The sequence below is a fragment of the Metabacillus mangrovi genome, assembly GCF_009711125.1.
Taxonomy (GTDB): domain Bacteria; phylum Bacillota; class Bacilli; order Bacillales; family Bacillaceae; genus Metabacillus_B; species Metabacillus_B mangrovi.
Window position 1 is genome coordinate 1 of sequence record NZ_WMIB01000014.1, and the last position, 19,668, is coordinate 19,668.

14 protein-coding genes and 7 tRNA genes are annotated in these 19,668 nt (G+C 45.9%); 17 read left to right on the forward strand and 4 right to left on the reverse strand.

Features of this window, described 5'->3' with window-relative positions:
* Positions 1-235 precede the first annotated feature (235 nt).
* The 7 genes from GKZ89_RS13365 to GKZ89_RS13395 all read left to right on the forward strand — a co-directional run bounded on the left by GKZ89_RS13365 (position 236) and on the right by GKZ89_RS13395 (position 874).
* Positions 236-311 (forward strand) — tRNA-Phe (locus GKZ89_RS13365).
* A 9-nt stretch (positions 312-320) separates the two neighbouring features.
* A tRNA-His gene (locus tag GKZ89_RS13370) sits at positions 321-396 on the forward strand.
* 3 nt (positions 397-399) lie between these two features.
* Positions 400-473: transfer RNA gene (locus GKZ89_RS13375), tRNA-Gly, on the forward strand.
* Positions 474-490: 17 nt separating this feature from the next.
* Positions 491-564, forward strand: a tRNA-Ile gene (locus GKZ89_RS13380).
* A gap of 5 nt (positions 565-569) precedes the next feature.
* Positions 570-644: transfer RNA gene (locus GKZ89_RS13385), tRNA-Asn, on the forward strand.
* Between the two features lie 56 nt (positions 645-700).
* Positions 701-791, forward strand: a tRNA-Ser gene (locus GKZ89_RS13390).
* Positions 792-802: 11 nt separating this feature from the next.
* Positions 803-874 (forward strand) — tRNA-Glu (locus GKZ89_RS13395).
* 51 nt (positions 875-925) lie between these two features.
* Here GKZ89_RS13395 and GKZ89_RS13400 read toward each other — a convergent pair.
* On the reverse strand, positions 926-1,432 hold the full coding sequence (locus GKZ89_RS13400) for a GNAT family N-acetyltransferase (protein ID WP_155112910.1): 507 nt from the start codon (positions 1,430-1,432) through the stop codon (positions 926-928).
* A 581-nt stretch (positions 1,433-2,013) separates the two neighbouring features.
* Between GKZ89_RS13400 and glgB the strand changes: the two genes are divergently transcribed.
* From glgB to GKZ89_RS13435, 7 genes are all read left to right on the forward strand, one after another.
* Positions 2,014-3,945 (forward strand): 1,4-alpha-glucan branching enzyme, encoded by a 1,932-nt coding sequence (glgB, locus tag GKZ89_RS13405; RefSeq protein ID WP_155112911.1) that lies wholly within the window; start codon positions 2,014-2,016, stop codon positions 3,943-3,945.
* Positions 3,890-5,059 carry a glucose-1-phosphate adenylyltransferase gene (locus tag GKZ89_RS13410; protein WP_155112912.1) on the forward strand — a complete coding sequence of 390 codons (1,170 nt, stop codon included), beginning with the start codon at positions 3,890-3,892 and terminating at the stop codon, positions 5,057-5,059. The genes glgB and GKZ89_RS13410 overlap by 56 nt, the downstream gene beginning before the upstream one ends.
* Positions 5,060-5,086: 27 nt before the next feature.
* On the forward strand, positions 5,087-6,115 hold the full coding sequence (locus tag GKZ89_RS13415; protein WP_155112913.1) for a GlgC family sugar phosphate nucleotidyltransferase: 1,029 nt from the start codon (positions 5,087-5,089) through the stop codon (positions 6,113-6,115).
* Complete coding sequence (glgA, locus tag GKZ89_RS13420) at positions 6,112-7,566, forward strand: glycogen synthase GlgA (RefSeq protein ID WP_162356857.1); 1,455 nt, start codon at positions 6,112-6,114, stop codon at positions 7,564-7,566. The genes GKZ89_RS13415 and glgA overlap by 4 nt, the downstream gene beginning before the upstream one ends.
* Positions 7,553-9,955 (forward strand): glycogen/starch/alpha-glucan phosphorylase, encoded by a 2,403-nt coding sequence (locus GKZ89_RS13425; protein WP_155112914.1) that lies wholly within the window; start codon positions 7,553-7,555, stop codon positions 9,953-9,955. Before glgA ends, GKZ89_RS13425 begins: the two co-directional genes overlap by 14 nt.
* A gap of 537 nt (positions 9,956-10,492) precedes the next feature.
* The gene (gene ltrA / locus GKZ89_RS13430; protein ID WP_155112915.1) at positions 10,493-11,776 is read left to right on the forward strand and encodes a group II intron reverse transcriptase/maturase; all 1,284 of its coding nucleotides are present in this window, start codon (positions 10,493-10,495) and stop codon (positions 11,774-11,776) included.
* 332 nt (positions 11,777-12,108) lie between these two features.
* The gene (locus GKZ89_RS13435; RefSeq protein WP_162356860.1) at positions 12,109-12,945 is read left to right on the forward strand and encodes a LysM peptidoglycan-binding domain-containing M23 family metallopeptidase; all 837 of its coding nucleotides are present in this window, start codon (positions 12,109-12,111) and stop codon (positions 12,943-12,945) included.
* 40 nt (positions 12,946-12,985) lie between these two features.
* On the opposite strand, the gene GKZ89_RS13440 is transcribed toward GKZ89_RS13435, so the two are convergent.
* The 3 genes from GKZ89_RS13440 to GKZ89_RS13450 all read right to left on the reverse strand — a co-directional run bounded on the left by GKZ89_RS13440 (position 12,986) and on the right by GKZ89_RS13450 (position 15,465).
* Positions 12,986-13,450 (reverse strand): TspO/MBR family protein, encoded by a 465-nt coding sequence (locus tag GKZ89_RS13440; RefSeq protein WP_155112917.1) that lies wholly within the window; start codon positions 13,448-13,450, stop codon positions 12,986-12,988.
* Positions 13,451-13,703: 253 nt separating this feature from the next.
* Positions 13,704-14,447: a TraR/DksA C4-type zinc finger protein gene (locus GKZ89_RS13445; RefSeq protein ID WP_155112918.1), complete on the reverse strand. Its 744-nt coding sequence runs from the start codon at positions 14,445-14,447 to the stop codon at positions 13,704-13,706.
* A gap of 82 nt (positions 14,448-14,529) precedes the next feature.
* The gene (locus GKZ89_RS13450) at positions 14,530-15,465 is read right to left on the reverse strand and encodes a 1,4-dihydroxy-2-naphthoate polyprenyltransferase (RefSeq protein WP_155112919.1); all 936 of its coding nucleotides are present in this window, start codon (positions 15,463-15,465) and stop codon (positions 14,530-14,532) included.
* Between the two features lie 250 nt (positions 15,466-15,715).
* On the opposite strand from GKZ89_RS13450, the gene GKZ89_RS13455 reads away from it, so the two are divergent.
* Genes GKZ89_RS13455 through menH form a run of 3 tightly spaced genes read left to right on the forward strand, consistent with a single transcriptional unit; the run spans position 15,716 to position 19,650 of the window.
* Positions 15,716-17,122, forward strand: a complete 1,407-nt coding sequence (locus tag GKZ89_RS13455; RefSeq protein ID WP_155112920.1) for an isochorismate synthase — start codon at positions 15,716-15,718, stop codon at positions 17,120-17,122.
* Positions 17,109-18,860, forward strand: coding sequence for a 2-succinyl-5-enolpyruvyl-6-hydroxy-3-cyclohexene-1-carboxylic-acid synthase (menD, locus tag GKZ89_RS13460; RefSeq protein WP_155112921.1), 1,752 nt, complete (start codon positions 17,109-17,111; stop codon positions 18,858-18,860). Before GKZ89_RS13455 ends, menD begins: the two co-directional genes overlap by 14 nt.
* Positions 18,844-19,650, forward strand: a complete 807-nt coding sequence (gene menH, locus GKZ89_RS13465) for a 2-succinyl-6-hydroxy-2,4-cyclohexadiene-1-carboxylate synthase (protein WP_155112922.1) — start codon at positions 18,844-18,846, stop codon at positions 19,648-19,650. Before menD ends, menH begins: the two co-directional genes overlap by 17 nt.
* The last annotated feature ends 18 nt before the right edge of the window (positions 19,651-19,668 follow it).

The window sequence follows — 19,668 nt, forward strand, 5'->3', positions numbered from 1 at the left end:
CCGGTAGTTCAGTTGGTTAGAATGCCTGCCTGTCACGCAGGAGGTCGCGGGTTCGAGTCCCGTCCGGACCGCCATTTCTTCTTTTTCATACATAGTAAGATCAATTAACGTTTTCATTAAGCAAGAAGATCAAGGAAGTGACTGAATGAGCACCGTAGCGTATAATTCATACGCGAGGATGTGAATGATGGAGCTGACGAAGAGATCCGAAGCTTAGTGGAAGCCGAAACGATATGGCTTGGTAGCTCAGTCGGTAGAGCAATGGACTGAAAATCCATGTGTCGGCGGTTCGATTCCGTCCCAAGCCACCATTTATTACGGCGATTGTGGCGAAGTGGTTAACGCATCGGATTGTGGTTCCGACATTCGTGGGTTCGATTCCCATCAGTCGCCCCATTTGCGGGTGTAGTTTAATGGTAAAACCTCAGCCTTCCAAGCTGATGTCGTGGGTTCGATTCCCATCACCCGCTCCATTCTATACATAGAATGAGGGCCTGTAGCTCAGCTGGTTAGAGCGCACGCCTGATAAGCGTGAGGTCGATGGTTCGAGTCCATTCAGGCCCATTTGTTCCGCAGTAGCTCAGTGGTAGAGCTATCGGCTGTTAACCGATCGGTCGCAGGTTCGAGTCCTGCCTGCGGAGCCATATAACTTATGAACGAATGATTTGCGGGAATTCCCTCAAATCATCTATTTATGTAAGGGGAAGTACTCAAGTGGCTGAAGAGGCGCCCCTGCTAAGGGTGTAGGTCGTGTAAGCGGCGCGAGGGTTCAAATCCCTCCTTCTCCGCCATCTGTTCATCCGGCCCGTTGGTCAAGCGGTTAAGACACCGCCCTTTCACGGCGGTAACACGGGTTCGAATCCCGTACGGGTCATACAAAAATTCGCTGCATCTCATGCAGCGTTTTTTTGTACCCATTATTTGCTTAAGACTGCAGCTGAATCCAGAACCGTTTGATCCACACCCCATTTATCTCCTCTTCGGAATGAAGAATCCCTCCGTTTCTAAGTATGGTTTTTTGTGATGCCTTATTGTCTGCATCACAAGTGACAAGCACTTCTTTTATCCCGAGTTCCCCTGCTTTTTCCAACGCCAGTGAAAGCATCTTGGTGGCATAGCCTTTTCTTCTTTCAGATGGGAGCACGCCATATCCAATATGCCCTCCTCTTATTTTTAAACTTTCATTCAGTGAATGTCTGATGTTTACTGCCCCTGTTATCTTCCCGCTTTCTTCCACGAGCCAGAATGTCGAATGAGGCACCATTTCGGTTTCTTCCTCCTGATGATTCAGCCAGTTTACGAATGCATCAAAGGCAGCAGGATTTTCAGCAGCAGTCCACGGAACAATTTTTTCAGATGAAAGGATCCATTCCTCGTAAAAAGTCCTGTATTCCTTCTCGTATCTTTTATGTGGTTCTACCAGCTTTACCATTCTCTCATTCCTCTCTCCCAGACTGAACAACTACGTTAATGCTGCGCTGCTTTTAATTGTTTCGGTGATTTTTATTTTTTAACCTTTCCAGAAATATACACAATTCTTTCAGAGGATGCAATTCTTTTTCATACCGGAGATCTTTTGTATGCTGGTGCTTTTTCAAAAGGCTGCTGAAGCAGAAGACAGACTAAAGGGAGGAGAACTGTACCTGTAAAAAAGGCAGAGAGCTTCCCCGACGTCTGTTAACTGCAAAATATGAAGAAAACTTACCTGAAGAAATTCTACATAATTCGACAAATACATCACAAAAACATGCTTTTAAAATAATTCTTTTTTCCTCCAAATATACGATTATTCCATTATACAAAAGACTGACTCCTCTATTTTTTTTATTCCCCATGCACAACAGTTTAGAAAAATAACATTTAAAGGATCATGTTAGGAATTTTGTAGGATTATGTCTAAATATAAAAGCGTTTGCACAAAAGGGATTTTTTATTCGATTGGGGAATTAAGAAGTGTAAATTAGGGTATATAAATTGGGATACACTCTAAAAAGCGGGGAGGGTTGATTCTGGATGATTGCCAGTCCGACAGAATTTGAAATTCATTTATTTCATGAAGGTAATTTGTTTAAAAGCTACGAACGTTTCGGGGCTCACATTAAAACCGCAGATGGTGTGTCCGGAATACAGTTTACTGTCTGGGCTCCTCATGCCAAACAGGTACGGATTGCCGGAGAATTCAACCAATGGAAGGGCGGAGGCCATTCACTTGAGAAGGTGAGCAGTGAAGGCATCTGGTCCGGTTTCTTTACAGACGTAAAGCCTGGGGATGTATATAAATATGAAATAATCACCAGAAATGGCTCACGGATGCTTAAGGCAGATCCTTTTGCTTATTACGCTGAATTGAAACCTGATACAGCTTCTATTGTTACGGAGTTGGACGGCTATCAATGGAATGACCAGAAATGGCAGAAAAAAAAGAAAGCCAGGAATACGTATCAAAAGCCCTTATCTATTTATGAATTAAACCTTGCCAGCTGGAAGAAAAAAGAGGATGGGACGCTTTATTCATACATTGAACTTGCCGAACTCCTCATTCCATATGTTTTAGATCACGGGTTTACACACATTGAACTGATGCCTGTTATTGAGCATCCATACGACCGGTCCTGGGGATATCAGGGAACCGGATATTATGCGGCCACAAGCCGGTATGGGACGCCCCATGAGTTTATGAAGTTCATAGATCTCTGCCATCAAAATGATATAGGAGTCATTATGGACTGGGTTCCAGGCCATTTCTGCAAGGATGCCCACGGCCTTTATATGTTTGATGGAGAGCCCGTGTTTGAATATACCAATTATAAAGACCGTGAAAATGAAGTTTGGGGTACAGCCAATTTTGATTTGGGCAAGCCTGAAGTACATAGTTTTCTAATCTCTAATGCCCTGTTTTGGCTGGAGAAGTATCATATAGACGGATTCAGAGTGGATGCGGTGGCCAATATGCTGTACTGGCCCAATACAGACTCTGCATTCGAAAATCCATATGCAGCTGATTTTTTAAAGAAATTAAATAAAACGGTTTCAGAATACGATCCTTACGCTCTTATGATAGCTGAGGATTCCACAGACTGGCCGATGGTAACAGATCCGGTTGAGAACGGAGGCCTTGGCTTCCACTATAAATGGAATATGGGCTGGATGAATGACGTCCTGCAGTATATGGAAACAGAAGAGCACGGCAGAACGGACCTCCATCATAAAATGACTTTTTCTCTTATGTACGCATTTAACGAGAAATATATTCTGCCATTTTCTCACGATGAAGTGGTTTACGGTAAAAAGTCCCTTTTAAATAAAATGCCGGGCGATTACTGGCAGAAGTTTGCGCAGTTAAGATTGCTTTACGGCTATATGCTCGCTCATCCTGGCAAAAAACTCCTGTTTATGGGGGCCGAATTCGGGCAATTCGACGAATGGAAAGATCTCGAGGAACTGGACTGGTTTCTCGAAGACTATGAAATGCACCAGAAGACCCGGATTTATTTCCAGGAGTTTATGAATCTGTATAAAAAGCAGCGTCCTCTCTATGAACTTGATCATTCGCCGGAAGGCTTTGAGTGGATCGATGCCGACAACTCAGGACAGAGCATCTATTCCTTTATCCGAAAAGGAGCAAAGGAAGGGGAGATGCTTATTGCGGTCAGCAACTTCCGCAGCGAAGTTTACCACGACTATAAAATCGGGGTACCCGCTGATACAAGGTATGTTGAGATTCTGAACAGTGATGACACGCGGTTCGGCGGGTCCGGTCAGATCAACCCGAAAGAACTGAAAGCCGAAGAAGAGGAACTCCATGGCCAGCCGTACAGCATTAAAATGACGGTGCCGCCATTTGGTTTTAGCTTACTGAGAGCCATTAAAAAGAGAAGGGAGAACAACAATGAAAAAGAAATGCGTAGCAATGCTTCTGGCAGGGGGAAAGGGCAGCCGTCTTAGTTCCCTGACGAAAAACCTGGCTAAACCAGCAGTCCCTTTTGGAGGGAAATACCGAATTATCGACTTTACCTTGAGCAATTGCACGAATTCAGGAATTGATACAGTCGGAGTACTGACTCAATACCAGCCGCTCGTTCTTCACTCTTATATCGGAATTGGAAACGCATGGGATCTTGACCGGAAAAATGGCGGTGTAACCGTTCTGCCACCATATGCTGAATCCTCAGAAGTAAAATGGTATAAAGGCACGGCAAGCGCCATTTACCAAAACCTGAATTACCTGGAGCAATATGACCCTGAGTATGTACTCATTCTTTCAGGTGACCACATTTATAAAATGGATTACTCCGAGATGCTGGACTACCACATTGATAGAGGCGCCGACGTTTCCATTTCAGTGATTGAAGTCCCTTGGGAAGAGGCAAACCGTTTTGGAATCATGAATACGAATGAGAACCTTGAAGTTGTGGAATTTGATGAAAAGCCTCAAAATCCTAAAAATAATCTGGCTTCTATGGGAGTCTATATCTTTAAATGGTCCGTGCTTCAGGAATATTTGGAAATGGATGAGCGCAACCCATACTCAAGCAATGACTTCGGGAAAGATGTTATTCCTCTTCTTATCGAAGAAAAGAAAAAACTCGTTGCTTATCCTTTTAAAGGCTACTGGAAAGATGTTGGAACGGTAAAAAGCCTTTGGGAAGCAAATATGGATCTGCTGAAGGATGAGCCGGACCTTAACTTATTTAACCAGGACTGGAGAATCTACTCTGTAAATCCAAATCAGCCGCCTCAGTTTATTTCAGAAGAGGCAGAAGTTTCAGATTCTCTTGTTAATGAAGGCTGTGTAGTTTATGGTACAGTCCACCATTCCGTGCTGTTCCAGGGGGTTACTGTCGGAAAAGGCACCTATCTGAAAAACTGTGTGGTCATGCCGGACGCAGTGGTAGGAAATAACGTACACGTTGAAAACGCGATTATCCCTGGAGGAGTAACGATAGAGGATAACACGATCATCCGCTCCAATACGGAGTTTGATGAGGTATTGCTTGTCACTCCTGACTATATTAAACAGCAGCAGGCTGCAGCCCGCGATTTGGAAATCACTGAATAATAATGAAAAAGAAAGAGGTGGAATAGCATGAATATGAATTTGCTCGGAGTGATTGATGCAACAGCGCATAGCCAGGATATCGATGATCTAATCCAGAACCGTTCCATGGCGGCAATTCCATTTGGAGGCCGTTACCGGTTAATCGACTTTGTCCTTTCCAATATGGTGAATTCGGGAGTAGACAGTGTGGGGATCTTTCCTAAATACCAGTACAGGTCCCTTATGGATCACCTGGGATCTGGAAGAGAATGGGATCTGAACCGGAAAAGGGACGGGCTCTTCTTTTTCCCGTCTCCTCATCTGCATGAAGAGTATGATGAATTCGGCTCTTTCAGACAGTTTAAGGATCATTTTGACTATTTCAGAAGAAGCCGACAGGATTATACCATCATCGCAAACAGCCATACGGTCTGTAATATAGATTTCTGCAAAGTGCTTAAACACCATGTTGATATGGGCTGCGATGTAACAGAAATTTGCAAAGACGGCCGTTCTCTTCAAATGTACATCATTAAAACATCACTTCTGAAGGATCTGATTTCTTCCTATGATGACCGCGGATTCAGAACGCTGAACCAGGTTGTAAACGAAGGAAGATCACAGATGAACATCTGTGAATATTCCTTCAAGGGCTACGTGGCAGTAATTGACTCGATCAAGAGCTACTACCAATACAGCCTTGATCTGCTGAAGCCTGAAGTATGGAAGGAACTCTTCCCTAAAAATGCACCGGTATATACAAAAGTTAAAGATGAACCGCCAACGAAATACCTTAAATCCTCCTACGTCCGCAATTCCATGATTGCGAACGGCTGCCGGATCGAAGGGCATGTGGAGAACTCTATTATCTTCAGAGCCGTCCATATAGGGAAGGACACGGTCATTAAAAACGGCATAATCATGCAGAAATCTTCAATTGGAGAAAACTGTGTCTTGGAAAATGTTATTTTAGATAAAGACGTTAAGGTAGGAAACCATGAGACTCTTAAAGGAACAATGGAGCATCCTGTCGTTCTTCGGAAGGGATCTGTACAGGGAGCGCTGATGAAGTCGTGAAGATTCTCTTTGGTGTAGCAGAATGTGTTCCTTTTGTAAAATCAGGAGGTCTGGCAGACGTTGCAGGCGCTCTTCCGAAAGAGCTGGTCAAAATGGGGCATGATGTCAGAGTAATGATGCCTAAGTATGGCCAGATCCCTGAAAAATACCGGAAGGAAATGAAGAAAATCAAGGAAGTGCATGTAGCGGTAGGATGGAGAACACAATACTGCGGCATCGAAGAATTGCAAATGGACGGCGTGACGTATTATTTCCTGGATCATGAATATTATTTTAAACGGGATTCTCTTTACGGCCATTATGATGACGGGGAAAGGTTCACTTTTCTCTCCAGAGGGATCCTTGAAGCGGTAAAAGCCATCGATTTTCAGCCGGATATTATTCACAGCCATGACTGGCATACCGGGATGATTCCCTATTTTCTCGATAATGTTTATTCATCAGATCCGTTCTATTCAGAAATCAAAACGGTCTTCACCATTCACAATTTAGAGTTCCAGGGAATCTTTCCTCAGGAGATCATTTATGATCTCCTGAATCTTGGACACGAAGATTTTACGGCTGACAAGCTGGAATTCTATCAATGCGTCAGCTTTATGAAAGCGGCCATTATCTCGTCATCCGCTATTACGACCGTTAGCCCGACGTATATGGAAGAAATTCAAACACCTTATTACGGAGAGCGCCTTGACGGACTTCTCCGGGCAAAAGGGGATTCCCTGCACGGCATCCTCAATGGAATCGATGACACCATTTACAACCCGGCTGATGATCCTTATCTTGAAGCCCCTTTTGACGCAGAGCAGCTCAGCCAAAAACAGGTGAACAAAGCGTCCCTGCAAAAAATGTTCGGTCTTCCCGAGAAACCGGATGTTCCGCTGATTTCAATGGTAACAAGATTGACGAAGCAAAAGGGGCTTGATCTTGTCAGACATGTCATGGAAGAAATGGTGGACTCAGACACGCAATGGCTGATCCTTGGTACTGGGGAAGAGGAGTTTGAACATTACTTCCGCTACATGGAGAATAAGTACCCTGACAAGGTAAAAGCGTACATAGGCTTTGACGAACCGCTCGCCCACAAAGTGTATGCAGGATCAGATCTTTTCCTGATGCCTTCAAGATTTGAGCCGTGCGGGCTGGGGCAGCTTATCGCTCTGCGCTACGGTTCCATTCCGGTCGTTCGGGAAACAGGCGGACTGAATGATACCGTCCTTTCCTACAATGAGGGAACAGGAGAAGGGAACGGATTCTCGTTCCGTAATTTCAATGCCCATGATATGATGCATACCATCAAAAGGGCGCTTGACATCTACAGGGAAGACAAAGAGCTTTGGGAGAAGCTTGTTGTAAATGCGATGAGCCAGGATTACAGCTGGGCCCGGTCTGCAGCTAAATACAATGAGCTCTATACTGACTTGATAGGAAGTGGGAGTATTGTTCTCAAGTAAAGAATCCTTCCAGAAAAATTTTCTTAAGCGGCTGGAAATGACGTACGGAAAGACATTCAGGGAATCGACTAGCAGAGATCAATACAACACTTTAGGCATTATGGTCAGGGAATACATCAGTTCGAATTGGATCCAGACCAATGAACGAAACCGTGCTGAAAATAATAAGCAGGTCTATTATCTGTCCATTGAGTTTCTTCTCGGAAAATTGATGGGGCAGAATCTGCTGAATCTCGGCATCCGTGATGTAGTTCAAGAGGGGCTTGAAGAGCTTGGGATTCATTTGGAAAAGATCGAAGAATCGGAATCGGACGCAGGTCTTGGCAATGGCGGTCTTGGCCGCCTTGCTGCCTGTTTTCTTGATTCACTTGCCTCGCTGAACCTGCCCGGACATGGGTGCGGCATCCGGTATAAGCATGGCCTGTTCGATCAGAAGATTGCAGACGGCTACCAGGTTGAATACCCGGAACAATGGCTGCGGCACGGGAATGTTTGGGAAGTCCGGAAGCCTGATCAATGCGTCGACATCTCCTTTTGGGGGGAAGTAGAAAGCAGAGAAGCAGACGGACGGCTGGAATTTTCCCACACAGCTGCCGAAACAATCGTTGCCGTTCCATATGACATGCCGATGATCGGCTACCAGACAAACACCGTGAATACGCTGAGGCTCTGGAGTGCAGAGCCGGCCCATCATCCTCCGCTGAACCGTGATCTGCTTTCCTATAAACGGGAAACCGAAGCAGTATCTGAATTTTTATATCCGGATGATACTCATGATGAAGGGAAAATCCTCCGTCTGAAACAGCAGTATTTTCTTGTATCAGCAAGCCTGCAGAGCATTATCCGCTCCTATCGGAATAAAAACGGCACCATGCACCGTTTCCACGATAGAGTTGCATTGCACATCAACGACACCCACCCGGTACTTGCTATACCTGAACTGATGAGAATCCTCTTGGATGAGGAAAAGATGGAATGGGATGAAGCATGGGAAATTACGGTGAAGACCATTTCCTATACAAACCATACAACTCTTTCAGAAGCACTCGAAAAGTGGCCCGTCTATTTATTTAAACCTCTTCTTCCAAGAATTTATATGATTGTAGAAGAAATTAACGAGCGGTACTGCCAGGCTCTGTGGGAAAGGTATCCAGGGGACTGGAACCGGATCGAACAGATGGCCATACTCGCGCACGGTGTGGTCAAAATGGCTCATCTTGCCATCGCAGGCAGCCACAGTGTGAACGGAGTGGCTAAAATACACTCTGAGATTCTGAAAAACCGCGAAATGAAGCTTTTCTATGGTTTTGAGCCTGAGAAATTTAATAATAAGACGAATGGGATCGCTCACAGAAGGTGGCTGCTGAAAGCGAATCCGGAACTCTCCGACACCATTACTGAAGCGATCGGCGGGGACTGGGTCAGGGAGCCGGAAGCGCTCATCCAGATGAAACGGTTTATTTATGATGCAGGAATGAAGGAAAAGACTGCACAGATCAAACAGCTTCGAAAAGAGATGCTGGCCCAGAAAATTTACAGTCAGACAGCGATAAAAGTAGATCCGGAATCGATATTTGACGTTCAGGTAAAGCGGCTGCATGCCTACAAACGGCAGCTCCTCAATGTTCTTCACATTATGTATCTTTATAACCGGATCCGGGAGGACTCGAATTTCTCTGTCTATCCCCGGACGTTTATATTCGGAGCCAAGGCATCCCCAGGCTATTACTATGCGAAAAAGGTCATTAAGCTGATTAATTCTCTTGCAGACAAAGTGAACTCGGATCCAAAGGTTTCAAAGATGGTGAAGGTGATCTTTATGGAAAACTACCGGGTTTCCCTCGCTGAATCCATTTTTCCCGCTGCTGATATCAGTGAGCAGATCTCTACAGCTTCAAAAGAAGCATCAGGAACTGGCAATATGAAATTTATGATGAACGGTGCCCTCACACTTGGCACTCTTGATGGGGCAAACGTGGAAATTCTCGAAGCGGTTGGACCGGCCAATATCTTCACCTTTGGCTTAACAGCAGACCAGGTGTTGAATTACTATGAGAATGGCGGATACCGATCCACTGAATATTACCATCACGATGCCCGGATCCGGCAAGCTGCAGACCAGCTGGTCAACAGCTTCTTTCATGAGACAGAAGGAGAATTTGAAGCAATTTATGATTCCCTGCTCGCCCATAATGACCAGTATTTCGTGCTGAAGGATTTTTCTTCGTATGCGGAAGCTCAGGAAAGAGTGGAGCAGACTTTTATAAACCGGTCAGAGTGGCAGGAAAAATCCCTGATCAATATTGCTCATTCCGGTTCTTTTTCCAGCGACCGGACCATTAAGGAATATTCGGATGAGATTTGGAAGATAAAGCCCATGATCAGGTGAAACGCAAGAAAGAAGAGGAATCGCGGTTAGCGCGATTCCTCTTTTTTGTTCGCCCAGCATGGGTGAACTCTAACGGGTGAAAGTCCCGAGTACGACCTTAAGTAGCGGTAAGTACATAGCCAAAAGCAAGGGTGTCCACGGCGACGTGGAATCTGAAGGAAGCTCGAGGCAAACCTCCGGTCTGACGAACAGAAATCATATAAGAGGCGCCGTTAGAGGATAAGGCTGCAAAAGAAGCTGAAGTCCAGTAGCTACTGTACTTTCGTCGTATATATGGCAGATAGATGGAGGGAAAGAGTTCGCACCTTAACTGGGGAGATCTCATGAGCCTGTTCCAAACTTCTGCAGTGATGCAGAACTGGGCCATGAGAAGTCAGCCGAAGCCGTAGTAGTGAAGAGAGCTAACGAAAGTTAGAAGGAGCGAAGGGCTGAACAATTTTATGGTTATTGACATCTCAATTGGGAGAGGAAAAAGACCACTGGCGAGATGCGAGAAAGTGGATACCGACTCTACGAGAAGGAAAGGAGATAACAGGCATGTACGAAAGAAAAGTATTAGATGCGATTCTCGAGGAAGAGAATCTCAACGAAGCACTCAAACAAGTAAAACGAAACAAGGGTGCGGCCGGGGTCGACGGTATGACGGTGGGAGAGCTGGAAGAACATTTGTTAAAGAACAAAGATGAACTCATCCGGCAAATTCGGCAAAGAAAATACCAGCCTCATCCGGTCCAAAGAGTGGAGATTCCGAAACCGAACGGTGGTGTGCGGCTACTGGGAATTCCGACCGTTACGGATCGAGTGATTCAACAAGCCATTGCACAAGTTCTTACTCCTTTGTTTGATAGGGGATTCAGCAAATTCAGCTATGGATTTAGACCAAAACGTTACGCGGAAATGGCGATTCTACAAGCTCTGGAATATATGAACGATGGATACGACTGGATTGTAGATGTTGATCTAGAACGCTTCTTTGACACAGTCCATCACGACCGACTCATGAACCTTGTTTCAAGAACAGTGGACGACGGAGATGTCATCTCCTTAATCCGAAAGTTCCTAGTTAGTGGGGTCCAAATCAATGACGAGTATAAAGAAACCGTCATCGGTACGCCGCAAGGCGGTAATCTGTCACCTTTACTGAGCAACATTATGCTTAATGAACTCGATTGGGAACTTGAAAGCCGCGGACTCAAGTTTGTTAGGTACGCAGACGACTGTATAATCTTGGTCAAGAGCGAAATGGCAGCCAGACGGGTGATGAGGTCGGTGACACGATTCATTGAAGAAAAGCTGGGTCTCATCGTCAATGTCAACAAATCAAGAATCACCAAACCGAATGACCCTGATATGAAGTTCTTGGGTTTTGGCTTCTTTCGAGACTTCCAGTCTCATTTATACAAAGCGAAACCGCACCGGAAGTCGGTAAAAGCATTCCAGTATAAACTCAAGCAATTGACTCGAAAGAACTGGAGTGTAGATACGAAGTATCAAGTGGAGCGAATCAACCAGCTTATCAGAGGATGGGTCAACTACTTTAAGATTGGCTATATGAAAACGCTTCTGAAGAAAGTCGATGCTCACACACGGTACAGGCTCAGAATGTGTATCTGGAAAAAGTGGAAGACAGCTAAAAACCGCCGAAAGAACCTAATCAAACTGGGAATGAACCGAAATGATGCTTACAAAAACAGCCACACAAGCAAGGGACCAGCACGAATTGCATCTTCGTGGGTAATGACCACAACCATAACAAATAAGAAACTAGCCTCATTTGGGCTAACCCCTGGATTAAATCATTACATGAAAGTACGTGCCTAGAATAAAATTGAACCGCCGTATACGGATCCGTACGTACGGTGGTGTGAGAGGTCGGGGGTTAATCACCCCCTCCTACTCGATTGCTGGTCGCTTGAGGCTTGGAATCCGGCAAGATGATCCATTTAGAAGGTTGACAGGAGCAAATCAAAATGACTCCGGACAATTGGAGGGGCTATGCAGACTGACTAACCGCCCCTTTTCTTGTAAGAATTCTCTTATTGTTAGTCATTCCTGTTTGTTTTTGTAAAAAGGGGAAGCAAATGCCGTGAAACAGACGAATTCTTTCATGGGGCATGTCCCCGTCCAATTATTTTGAGGAGGAATCCGGCAACATGAAATGTAAATGCATGCCAGCACTTCTGGCTGCCGCTTTTTCTGCTGTCTCGATAGGCCATGCAGCGAAAGCGGAAGAAACGGTCATAGTTCAGCAAGGTGAAACCCTTTCCGATTTGGCATTGAGCCATCAAACCACATATCAGGCAATCATGGAGAAAAACCATTTACCATCTGATATTATTTTTGCCGGCCAAACCCTCGTGATTCCAGAGAGCGGTGAAGAAGTAAAAGGGTCCGCGATCCATATTGTAGAAAGCGGTGAAACATTAAGCGGGATTGCGCTGCAATATAAGATGAGCACAGATGAACTGAAGAGAATGAATGGTCTCTCATCCGATGCCATTTATGCCGGTCAGGAGCTTACAATTCAGGAAGAAGAAACGCTTTCTTCTATTGATTCAGGACAGTTTCCTTTAAAGGAAGGTACATATGATCCGTTTGTGGATACATGGGGGAAATCCCGTGAATATGGAGGAGCAAGAGTCCACGAAGGGACCGATATTTTTGCTGAAAAAGGAACACCCATTCATGCCGCAGCAGATGGAACCATCTCCAGAAAAGGCTGGAATGAACTCGGTGGCTGGAGATTAACCATTCAGGCTCCAGATGGCTACAGCCTTTATTACGCCCACCTCTCCAAATATGCCGATGGGATCGAAGCAGGAGATGAGATTCAAAAAGGGCAGCTGATTGGCTATGTGGGAAGCAGCGGTTATGGTCCTGAAGGGACGACCGATCAGTTCATCAGCCATTTGCACTTCGGTATATACGATTCTGAATTTAACGCCATCAATCCTTATCCTTATCTCACTGAATGGAAAAACAATCAATAAGCTGAAAAAGGGCGGCCCGCTAAGCAGCAGGCCGTCCTTTTTACAGATTCATCGAGTAAATGGTGTAAGAGAGATAGGTAGCAAAGGATGTCCACAGCACATAAGGAATCAGAAGGATTCCTGCAGCTTTGTTCATTTTGAAAGCCATTACAGCTAAAAGAATAGCAGTGACCGCAACAACTGCGCAATCTGCAGTAGCCAGTCCAAGATTCTTTAAACTAAACTGAAAATAACTGAAAAGCTGGTTGGACAAATAATTGACGATCAGTACAATCCAGAATGCTGGCGGAAGCTTGTTCAGGCCTCCTGATTTACGGTCAATGATCACCAAAGCAGCAGCAATCAAGGCAAACAGCACAGACCAGATTATTCCGATTGTTCCCCCTGCCGGAGTCCATTCAGGTTTATTGAGTGCATCATACCAGCTCTCATCTACTCTGAAAAGAAAGCCGCTGATGGAAAATAAAGCATAGGTGATTACAAAAATGAAGATGGAACGAAGCATGTTATCCCTCCTTGTTTCTCTTCAGGACTTATTCACTTGAAACCCCCATCTGAAACCTTTGAATACGCCATAAGAATAAGACAGGATGAAGGTCTCAGAGCAGAGGGGGCTTTTTATACCGGAAAAGGGAGGCGTTATGCTGAAATTTTTAAACTTATGCTGTAAATCCGGGATATATGATGAAATTTTGAGATATATGCTGAATGTTCACCTGTTTATGCTGAATCCGGTCCTGACTCCGTAATCCTCATTTTCAATCGGTATAGCGTTCTTTCTCCGAATAAGGCAGGTCGCCGAAAGAGGTCATGATTCCCTCTTCATCCAGTTCATCCTCATATTTCTCGTGCTGTTCGTTCGGATAAACGACCACGTTTTTTCCTTCTATATCAGTCGCTGCAAAATTCTCATAGTCCTCGACAAAGCCAATCTTGTCATCTGACTCTGTATAGGCGTCATTGTAATCCTCCATCGGGTATTCAAAATCTGACGGGGTTTCAGAGGAACCGTATCTGGCTGTTTCCTGGTACGTATCTTCTGCATCAAAAGCTTCAACATCCCGGCCGTCAAAAGAAAATCTGCCGAATGGAGGGGAGAGGACGTCTTCTTCAGCCGGGCGGTCCCCGGAAATTGTCTGGTTTGGGGAATGTTCTTTGCAAGTTGTGGCAGAAGGGATGGCTTCAAGCCGTTCCGGCGGGATATCTTTTCCGCATTTCTCGCATTTCCCGTACGTGCCCTGTTCCATTGCATGCAAGGCCCTGTTGATGTCCTTCCATTCTTCCTCAGCATGTTCATTTAAAGCTGTATCTTTCTCGCGCTCATACAGTTCGGTTGCTTCATCACCGGGATGGTTGTCATAACTGGATAATTCCCCAACTGATTCATGGGGATGACCGGCTTTAAGACCAAAATGGCCGTTTTCTTCAAATCTGTTCTTCAGTTCATCCTTCGCGTTCTCCAGTTGTGTGCGAAAGGCCTCCAGCTGCTGTTGAGTTAGCATGATTTTCTACCTCCGGGCAATGAATTGGATTTATACCGTTAGTATGAGCAAAGGCAAAAAAAAAACACGGTACGTGACCGTGTTAAATGAGATAGCTGATATAAAGGGCTGCTGCGAGCAGAAGTCCGAATTGCGTATTTGTTTGAGCGGTAGCGACCATTGCAGGCATCATCTCGATCGGACGGCTTTTTCCTCTGAAGGATTTAACCGCGAACACGGACTTTGGAACACTAAGGAAAACAAGCAGGCTCCAGAGAGAGGCAGTTCCGGCGAGAATAAAGGCAATGATAAAAATATAAGAGCATATGAAGATGAGAGCGAGAAAATCGATGGCTTTTTTTCTTCCCATTAAGATGGCAAGGGTTTTGCGGCCGTTTTCTTTATCTCCGTCCAGATCCCGGATATTGTTCGAAAGCAGGATTGCTCCAACGAGCAGGGATACCGGGAGTGAAATTAAAAATGCATCAATACTGACGGTGCCAGTCTGAATATAAAATGAGATCAGGATGATGACCACACCCATAAACAGGCCTGCTGTCAGCTCTCCAAACGGTGTATAGGCGATCGGGAGGGGTCCTCCAGTATAAAGATAGCCTGCGACCATGCACAGCGTTCCGATCGCAGCGATCCACCAGCTGGATTCAATGCAGATATAGATACCGAGCAGGGTTGAAATACCAAAAAATACAAACGCAAGAACAAGAACGGTTTTGGCTTTTACCCCATTGCGGACAATGGCTCCGCCGATTCCGACTGAATTTTCATTATCCAGTCCCCGCTTGTAATCAAAGTATTCATTAAACATATTCGTCGCTGCCTGAATAAGAACAGAAGCGAGAAGCATGGCTAAGAACAGCCAAACATTAAATGATCCTTCCTTTAAGGCCATGACCGTGCCGATCGACACCGGGATAAAGGCTGCCGTTAAGGTGTGAGGCCGCAACAGCATCCACCAGATCCGCCAATTTTTATCAGGTTCTATGGAAGGAGCGGAATGCGTGTGTGTATCAGGGTGCATTTCTCTTCTCTCCTTTTAATCACTTGGAAGACAAAATTCTTCATTATTAAGTGTAGTTAAATAGGCACTTACTGTCAATGATTCATGACGCTGCGCCGCAGAGAAGCCTTACGGATTTATTCCTCGCCGGAAACGTATTATAATAAGGATATCAGGCAGGGATTGAAAGGCAGTCTCATTCTATTGACACACCCTGTATGCGGGTGTATGTTAGATAAAGCGATTTTTACGGATTACGGGGGTATGCAAGGTGATTACCACGATGGGCGATACATTCATAGAGACTTTAGCCTCAGCTGTAGAAGAGGCAAAGAAGGGACACCGGGTTGCTGTCAGCCGTACAGTTCCCCTTGCCGGTATCAGCCCCCTTCATTTTTTTGCTGCAGCAGGAGACGCCTTTTCCGGGGAAAGAACATTTTGGATGCCGCCGGAATCAGATACGGTATTGGCTGGGGCAGGAAATGAATGGATCATTGATACAGATGAAGCCTCCAATAGCAGATTTATGGACATCGAAAAAGAATGGAAGCGCTTTAAATTCATTCGTGATGCCGACAGCCCAAGTCCTGTGCTCATGGGCGGTTTTTCCTTTGATCCGCTCAAAAACAGCAGTGCAGACTGGACGTCCTATAAAAACGGGCGCTTTACACTTCCTAAATACCTTTGCAGATGGGAACGGGGGAAGAAACCCGAAGTCACCATATGCAAAGTCTTAAATGGAGAAGAGTCCTTTATCGAAGCGGAAGCTGATTTTCTCGGCAGAATCCGCTATATAGAAAGTCTTGTCAAAAAGTCCGGGGTGGCTTCCGGAAATCCTGCACCGTTTGAGATGATGGAGCACCATACGGATGACTGGCTCCATTCCATTATAGAAGCAACTGCTGCCATAAAAGAGGGGCAGCTGGATAAAGTAGTCCTGGCCAGGGAGATTTCAATGAAATCAGATGAACCGATTGATGTGCGATCCGCACTGGATACGCTGATCAAGGAACAGCAGACTTCTTTTCGCTTTGTGATTGAAAACGGCAGTTCAAGCTTTATTGGTGCTACACCTGAACGGCTCATTAAAATCCAGGACCGGTTCATGCAGTCTGCTTGTCTTGCGGGAACAATTAAGCGGGGTTCGAGCAAAAAAGAGGACCGTGCACTTGAGAATTCGCTGTTAAATGATCAGAAAAATCTTGAGGAACATGCCTATGTTGTAAAAATGATTCGGGAAGCTTTGCAGGAGCATAGTTCAGAGCTGATGATCCCGGAAAATCCCGGCATCTATAAAACGAAAAATGTTCAGCATTTGTTTACACCTATTGAAGGAAGCTTGAGCGAGGATTCTTCCCTGCTTCACATCGTCAGGCAGCTTCATCCTACTCCTGCGCTTGGAGGACTGCCGCAGCAAAAAGCCCTGGAAATGATTAGAGACCTGGAACCGATGGAACGGGGCTGGTATGCGGCACCTGTCGGATGGATGGATGCAGAAGGCAATGGTGAATTTGCGGTTGCCATCCGATCAGCTCTCGTAAAAGATCATTCTGCCGTTCTTTATGCCGGCTGCGGGATTGTGAAAGATTCCATTCCTGAGATGGAGTATGAAGAGACAAAGATTAAGCTAAGGCCTATGCTTTCAGCTCTGGGAGGCCTGAAATATGACCGGTCATGATGCACACACAAAATATTTGGCAGGGTTTGTAAATGAAATGGCTTTACAGGGACTGACAGATGCCGTCATCAGTCCCGGCTCCAGATCGACTCCGCTTGCAATCCTGCTCGCGGAGCATCCTTCCGTACAAACGCATCTGCAGATCGATGAGCGATCCGCGGCTTTTTATGCACTTGGAATGGCAAAAAAACTTCGCCGGCCTATCGTTCTTCTATGCACATCCGGAACAGCGGCGGCCAATTATTTTCCCGCTGTAATAGAGGCGAGCCTCTCCAATGTCCCGCTTGTTGTTCTGACAGCTGACAGGCCTCATGAGCTGAGGGATGTCGGAGCACCGCAGGCCATCAACCAGAACGAAATGTACGGAAGCTATGTAAAATGGTTCGCTGACGCGGCTGTTCCGGAGGACACTCCATTCATGCGCCGCTACGCCAGAACGCTTGCGTCAAGGTCCTATGGAGAGGCAGCTGCTGTGCCGATGGGTCCTGTGCATCTGAATTTCCCGCTGCGGGAGCCTTTGATTCCGGATCTCTCCCTTCCTTCTTTATGGGGGAGGCAGGAAAAGCAAACGTATAAGGGACAAGCTGCTGCAGTTGCGGACCCGCATGAAGCGGAAAAGCTTGCGGGAATCATCCGTTCATCTGAGAGAGGCTTGCTTGTGTGCGGAGAACTGCATGATCCTGAATTTAAAGAAGCAGTGATGGAGCTCTCCAAAGCTTCAGGCTTTCCCATTCTCGCTGATCCCCTTTCTAATTTGCGTACAGGCAGCGGAAGCAAGGAAGAAATCATCGAGCATTATGATTCCATTTTGAAAAATGAAGAGCTCAGGGATCATCTGAGGCCTGATTTAGTCATTCGTTTTGGTGCGGTTCCTGTTTCAAAGCCCTTATTTGTCATGCTGAGAGATGAAGAAGAGATTTATCAGGTGATTGTCGATCAAAACGGCAAATGGCGGGATCCTGCATTGGCAGCGGCAGAAATCTTTCCAGTGAACGAAGCGCAGCTTTGCAGGCAGCTTGCAGAAAGCATCCGCAGCAGCAAGAACGCGGATTTTGCAGAGGAGTGGAAGCTTGCCAACCGGATTTTCCGCGATCGGGTTGCGGATATAGAAGAGGGCGCGGATCTCTTTGAAGGCAAGGTGTTTATGGAGCTTTCACATCTCATGCCGGAGGATTCCCAGATGTTTGTAGGCAATAGTATGCCGATCCGGGATGCAGACACGTATTTCGGTACAACCGAAAAGCAGGTCTCAATCTATGCGAATCGGGGCGCGAATGGAATTGATGGAGTAGTGTCTTCAAGTCTCGGGATTGCGGCAGCCTCAAAACAGCCTACTGTCCTGGTGATCGGTGATTTGTCGATGTATCACGATTTAAACGGACTGCTTGGGGCAAAATTGAATGGTGTGTCAATGACCATCGTTTTGCTGAACAATGACGGAGGCGGAATTTTTTCATTTCTTCCTCAGTCCGCAGAAGAGAAGCATTTTGAGTATTTATTCGGTACACCGGCGGGTCTCGATTACCGCAAAGCAGCGGAATTATATCAGACTTCCTATTTCAAGGCAGAATCGTGGGAATCATTCAGAAAATGCTTCACCGAATATGCCGGCTCTGAAGGGGTTCAGATTATTGAGGTGCCGACGAACCGGCATACCCGTGTCAAAATTCATCGGGAATTGCTGGAATCTGTTTCCCGGGAAATAATCGGAGAGCTTCTGAATGAAAAAAGAGATTAGGGGAGTCCATTATCATTATGAGCTGTCAGGAGAAGGAGATCCGCTTCTTCTGCTGCATGGGTTTACCGGGTCCACTGAAGATTGGGGGGAAATGGCAGATGAATTGGACGGATTTACGATTCTTGCTGTAGATCTGATTGGACACGGAAAGACAGAAGCTCCTCCTCTGAAAGAAAGGTATTCCATGGAGGAGACGTGCAGGGATTTGAAGGAACTGCTGGATGCGCTTGAATTTGGAAAAGTATCTATCTGCGGGTATTCGATGGGGGGAAGGGCTGCACTGTCCTTTGCAATGCTCTTCCCTGACCGGGTTTCGAGATTGATTCTGGAAAGCGCATCGCCGGGGCTGAGAACAAAACAGGAACGGGATGCGAGGATTCAGAGCGACGAAAATCTGGCGGAAAAAATCCAGACTGAAGGAATTCTCCGTTTCACTGATTATTGGGAGAAACTTCCGCTCTTAAGCCAGGAGAGACTGTCTCCGGAAAAAAGAGCGGCAATCCGAAAGCAAAGGCTCGGTTCAAATCCAGTAGGTCTGGCAAACAGTCTTAGAGGGATGGGCACCGGGATCCAGCCTGACTGGTGGGAACAGCTTCCGAACTTGTCACTCCCGGTTCTGATCCTTACAGGTCAGCTGGACAAAAAGTTCTGCACAATCGGAGCCCAAATGGAAAAATTGTTCCCGGATGCGCGTCTGGAGAGGATAAATCACGCCGGACATACAATCCATGTGGAACAGCCGGAGATTTTTGGTACAATGATAAGTGGGTTCCTGAAACAAAGCCAGTAAATGCTGTGCCGAAAAATA

Excerpts from the sequence above, each read along its gene's own strand:
- GKZ89_RS13410 (WP_155112912.1), top strand. The coding sequence starts at position 3,890 with ATGAAAAAGAAATGCGTAGCAATGCTTCTGGCAGGGGGAAAGGGCAGC.
- GKZ89_RS13435 (WP_162356860.1), top strand. The coding sequence starts at position 12,109 with ATGAAATGTAAATGCATGCCAGCACTTCTGGCTGCCGCTTTTTCTGCT.
- menD (WP_155112921.1), top strand. The coding sequence starts at position 17,109 with ATGACCGGTCATGATGCACACACAAAATATTTGGCAGGGTTTGTAAAT.
- GKZ89_RS13400 (WP_155112910.1), bottom strand. The coding sequence starts at position 1,432 with ATGGTAAAGCTGGTAGAACCACATAAAAGATACGAGAAGGAATACAGG.
- glgB (WP_155112911.1), top strand. The coding sequence starts at position 2,014 with ATGATTGCCAGTCCGACAGAATTTGAAATTCATTTATTTCATGAAGGT.
- GKZ89_RS13445 (WP_155112918.1), bottom strand. The coding sequence starts at position 14,447 with ATGCTAACTCAACAGCAGCTGGAGGCCTTTCGCACACAACTGGAGAAC.
- menH (WP_155112922.1), top strand. The coding sequence starts at position 18,844 with ATGAAAAAAGAGATTAGGGGAGTCCATTATCATTATGAGCTGTCAGGA.
- ltrA (WP_155112915.1), top strand. The coding sequence starts at position 10,493 with ATGTACGAAAGAAAAGTATTAGATGCGATTCTCGAGGAAGAGAATCTC.
- GKZ89_RS13415 (WP_155112913.1), top strand. The coding sequence starts at position 5,087 with ATGAATATGAATTTGCTCGGAGTGATTGATGCAACAGCGCATAGCCAG.
- GKZ89_RS13440 (WP_155112917.1), bottom strand. The coding sequence starts at position 13,450 with ATGCTTCGTTCCATCTTCATTTTTGTAATCACCTATGCTTTATTTTCC.
- GKZ89_RS13450 (WP_155112919.1), bottom strand. The coding sequence starts at position 15,465 with ATGCACCCTGATACACACACGCATTCCGCTCCTTCCATAGAACCTGAT.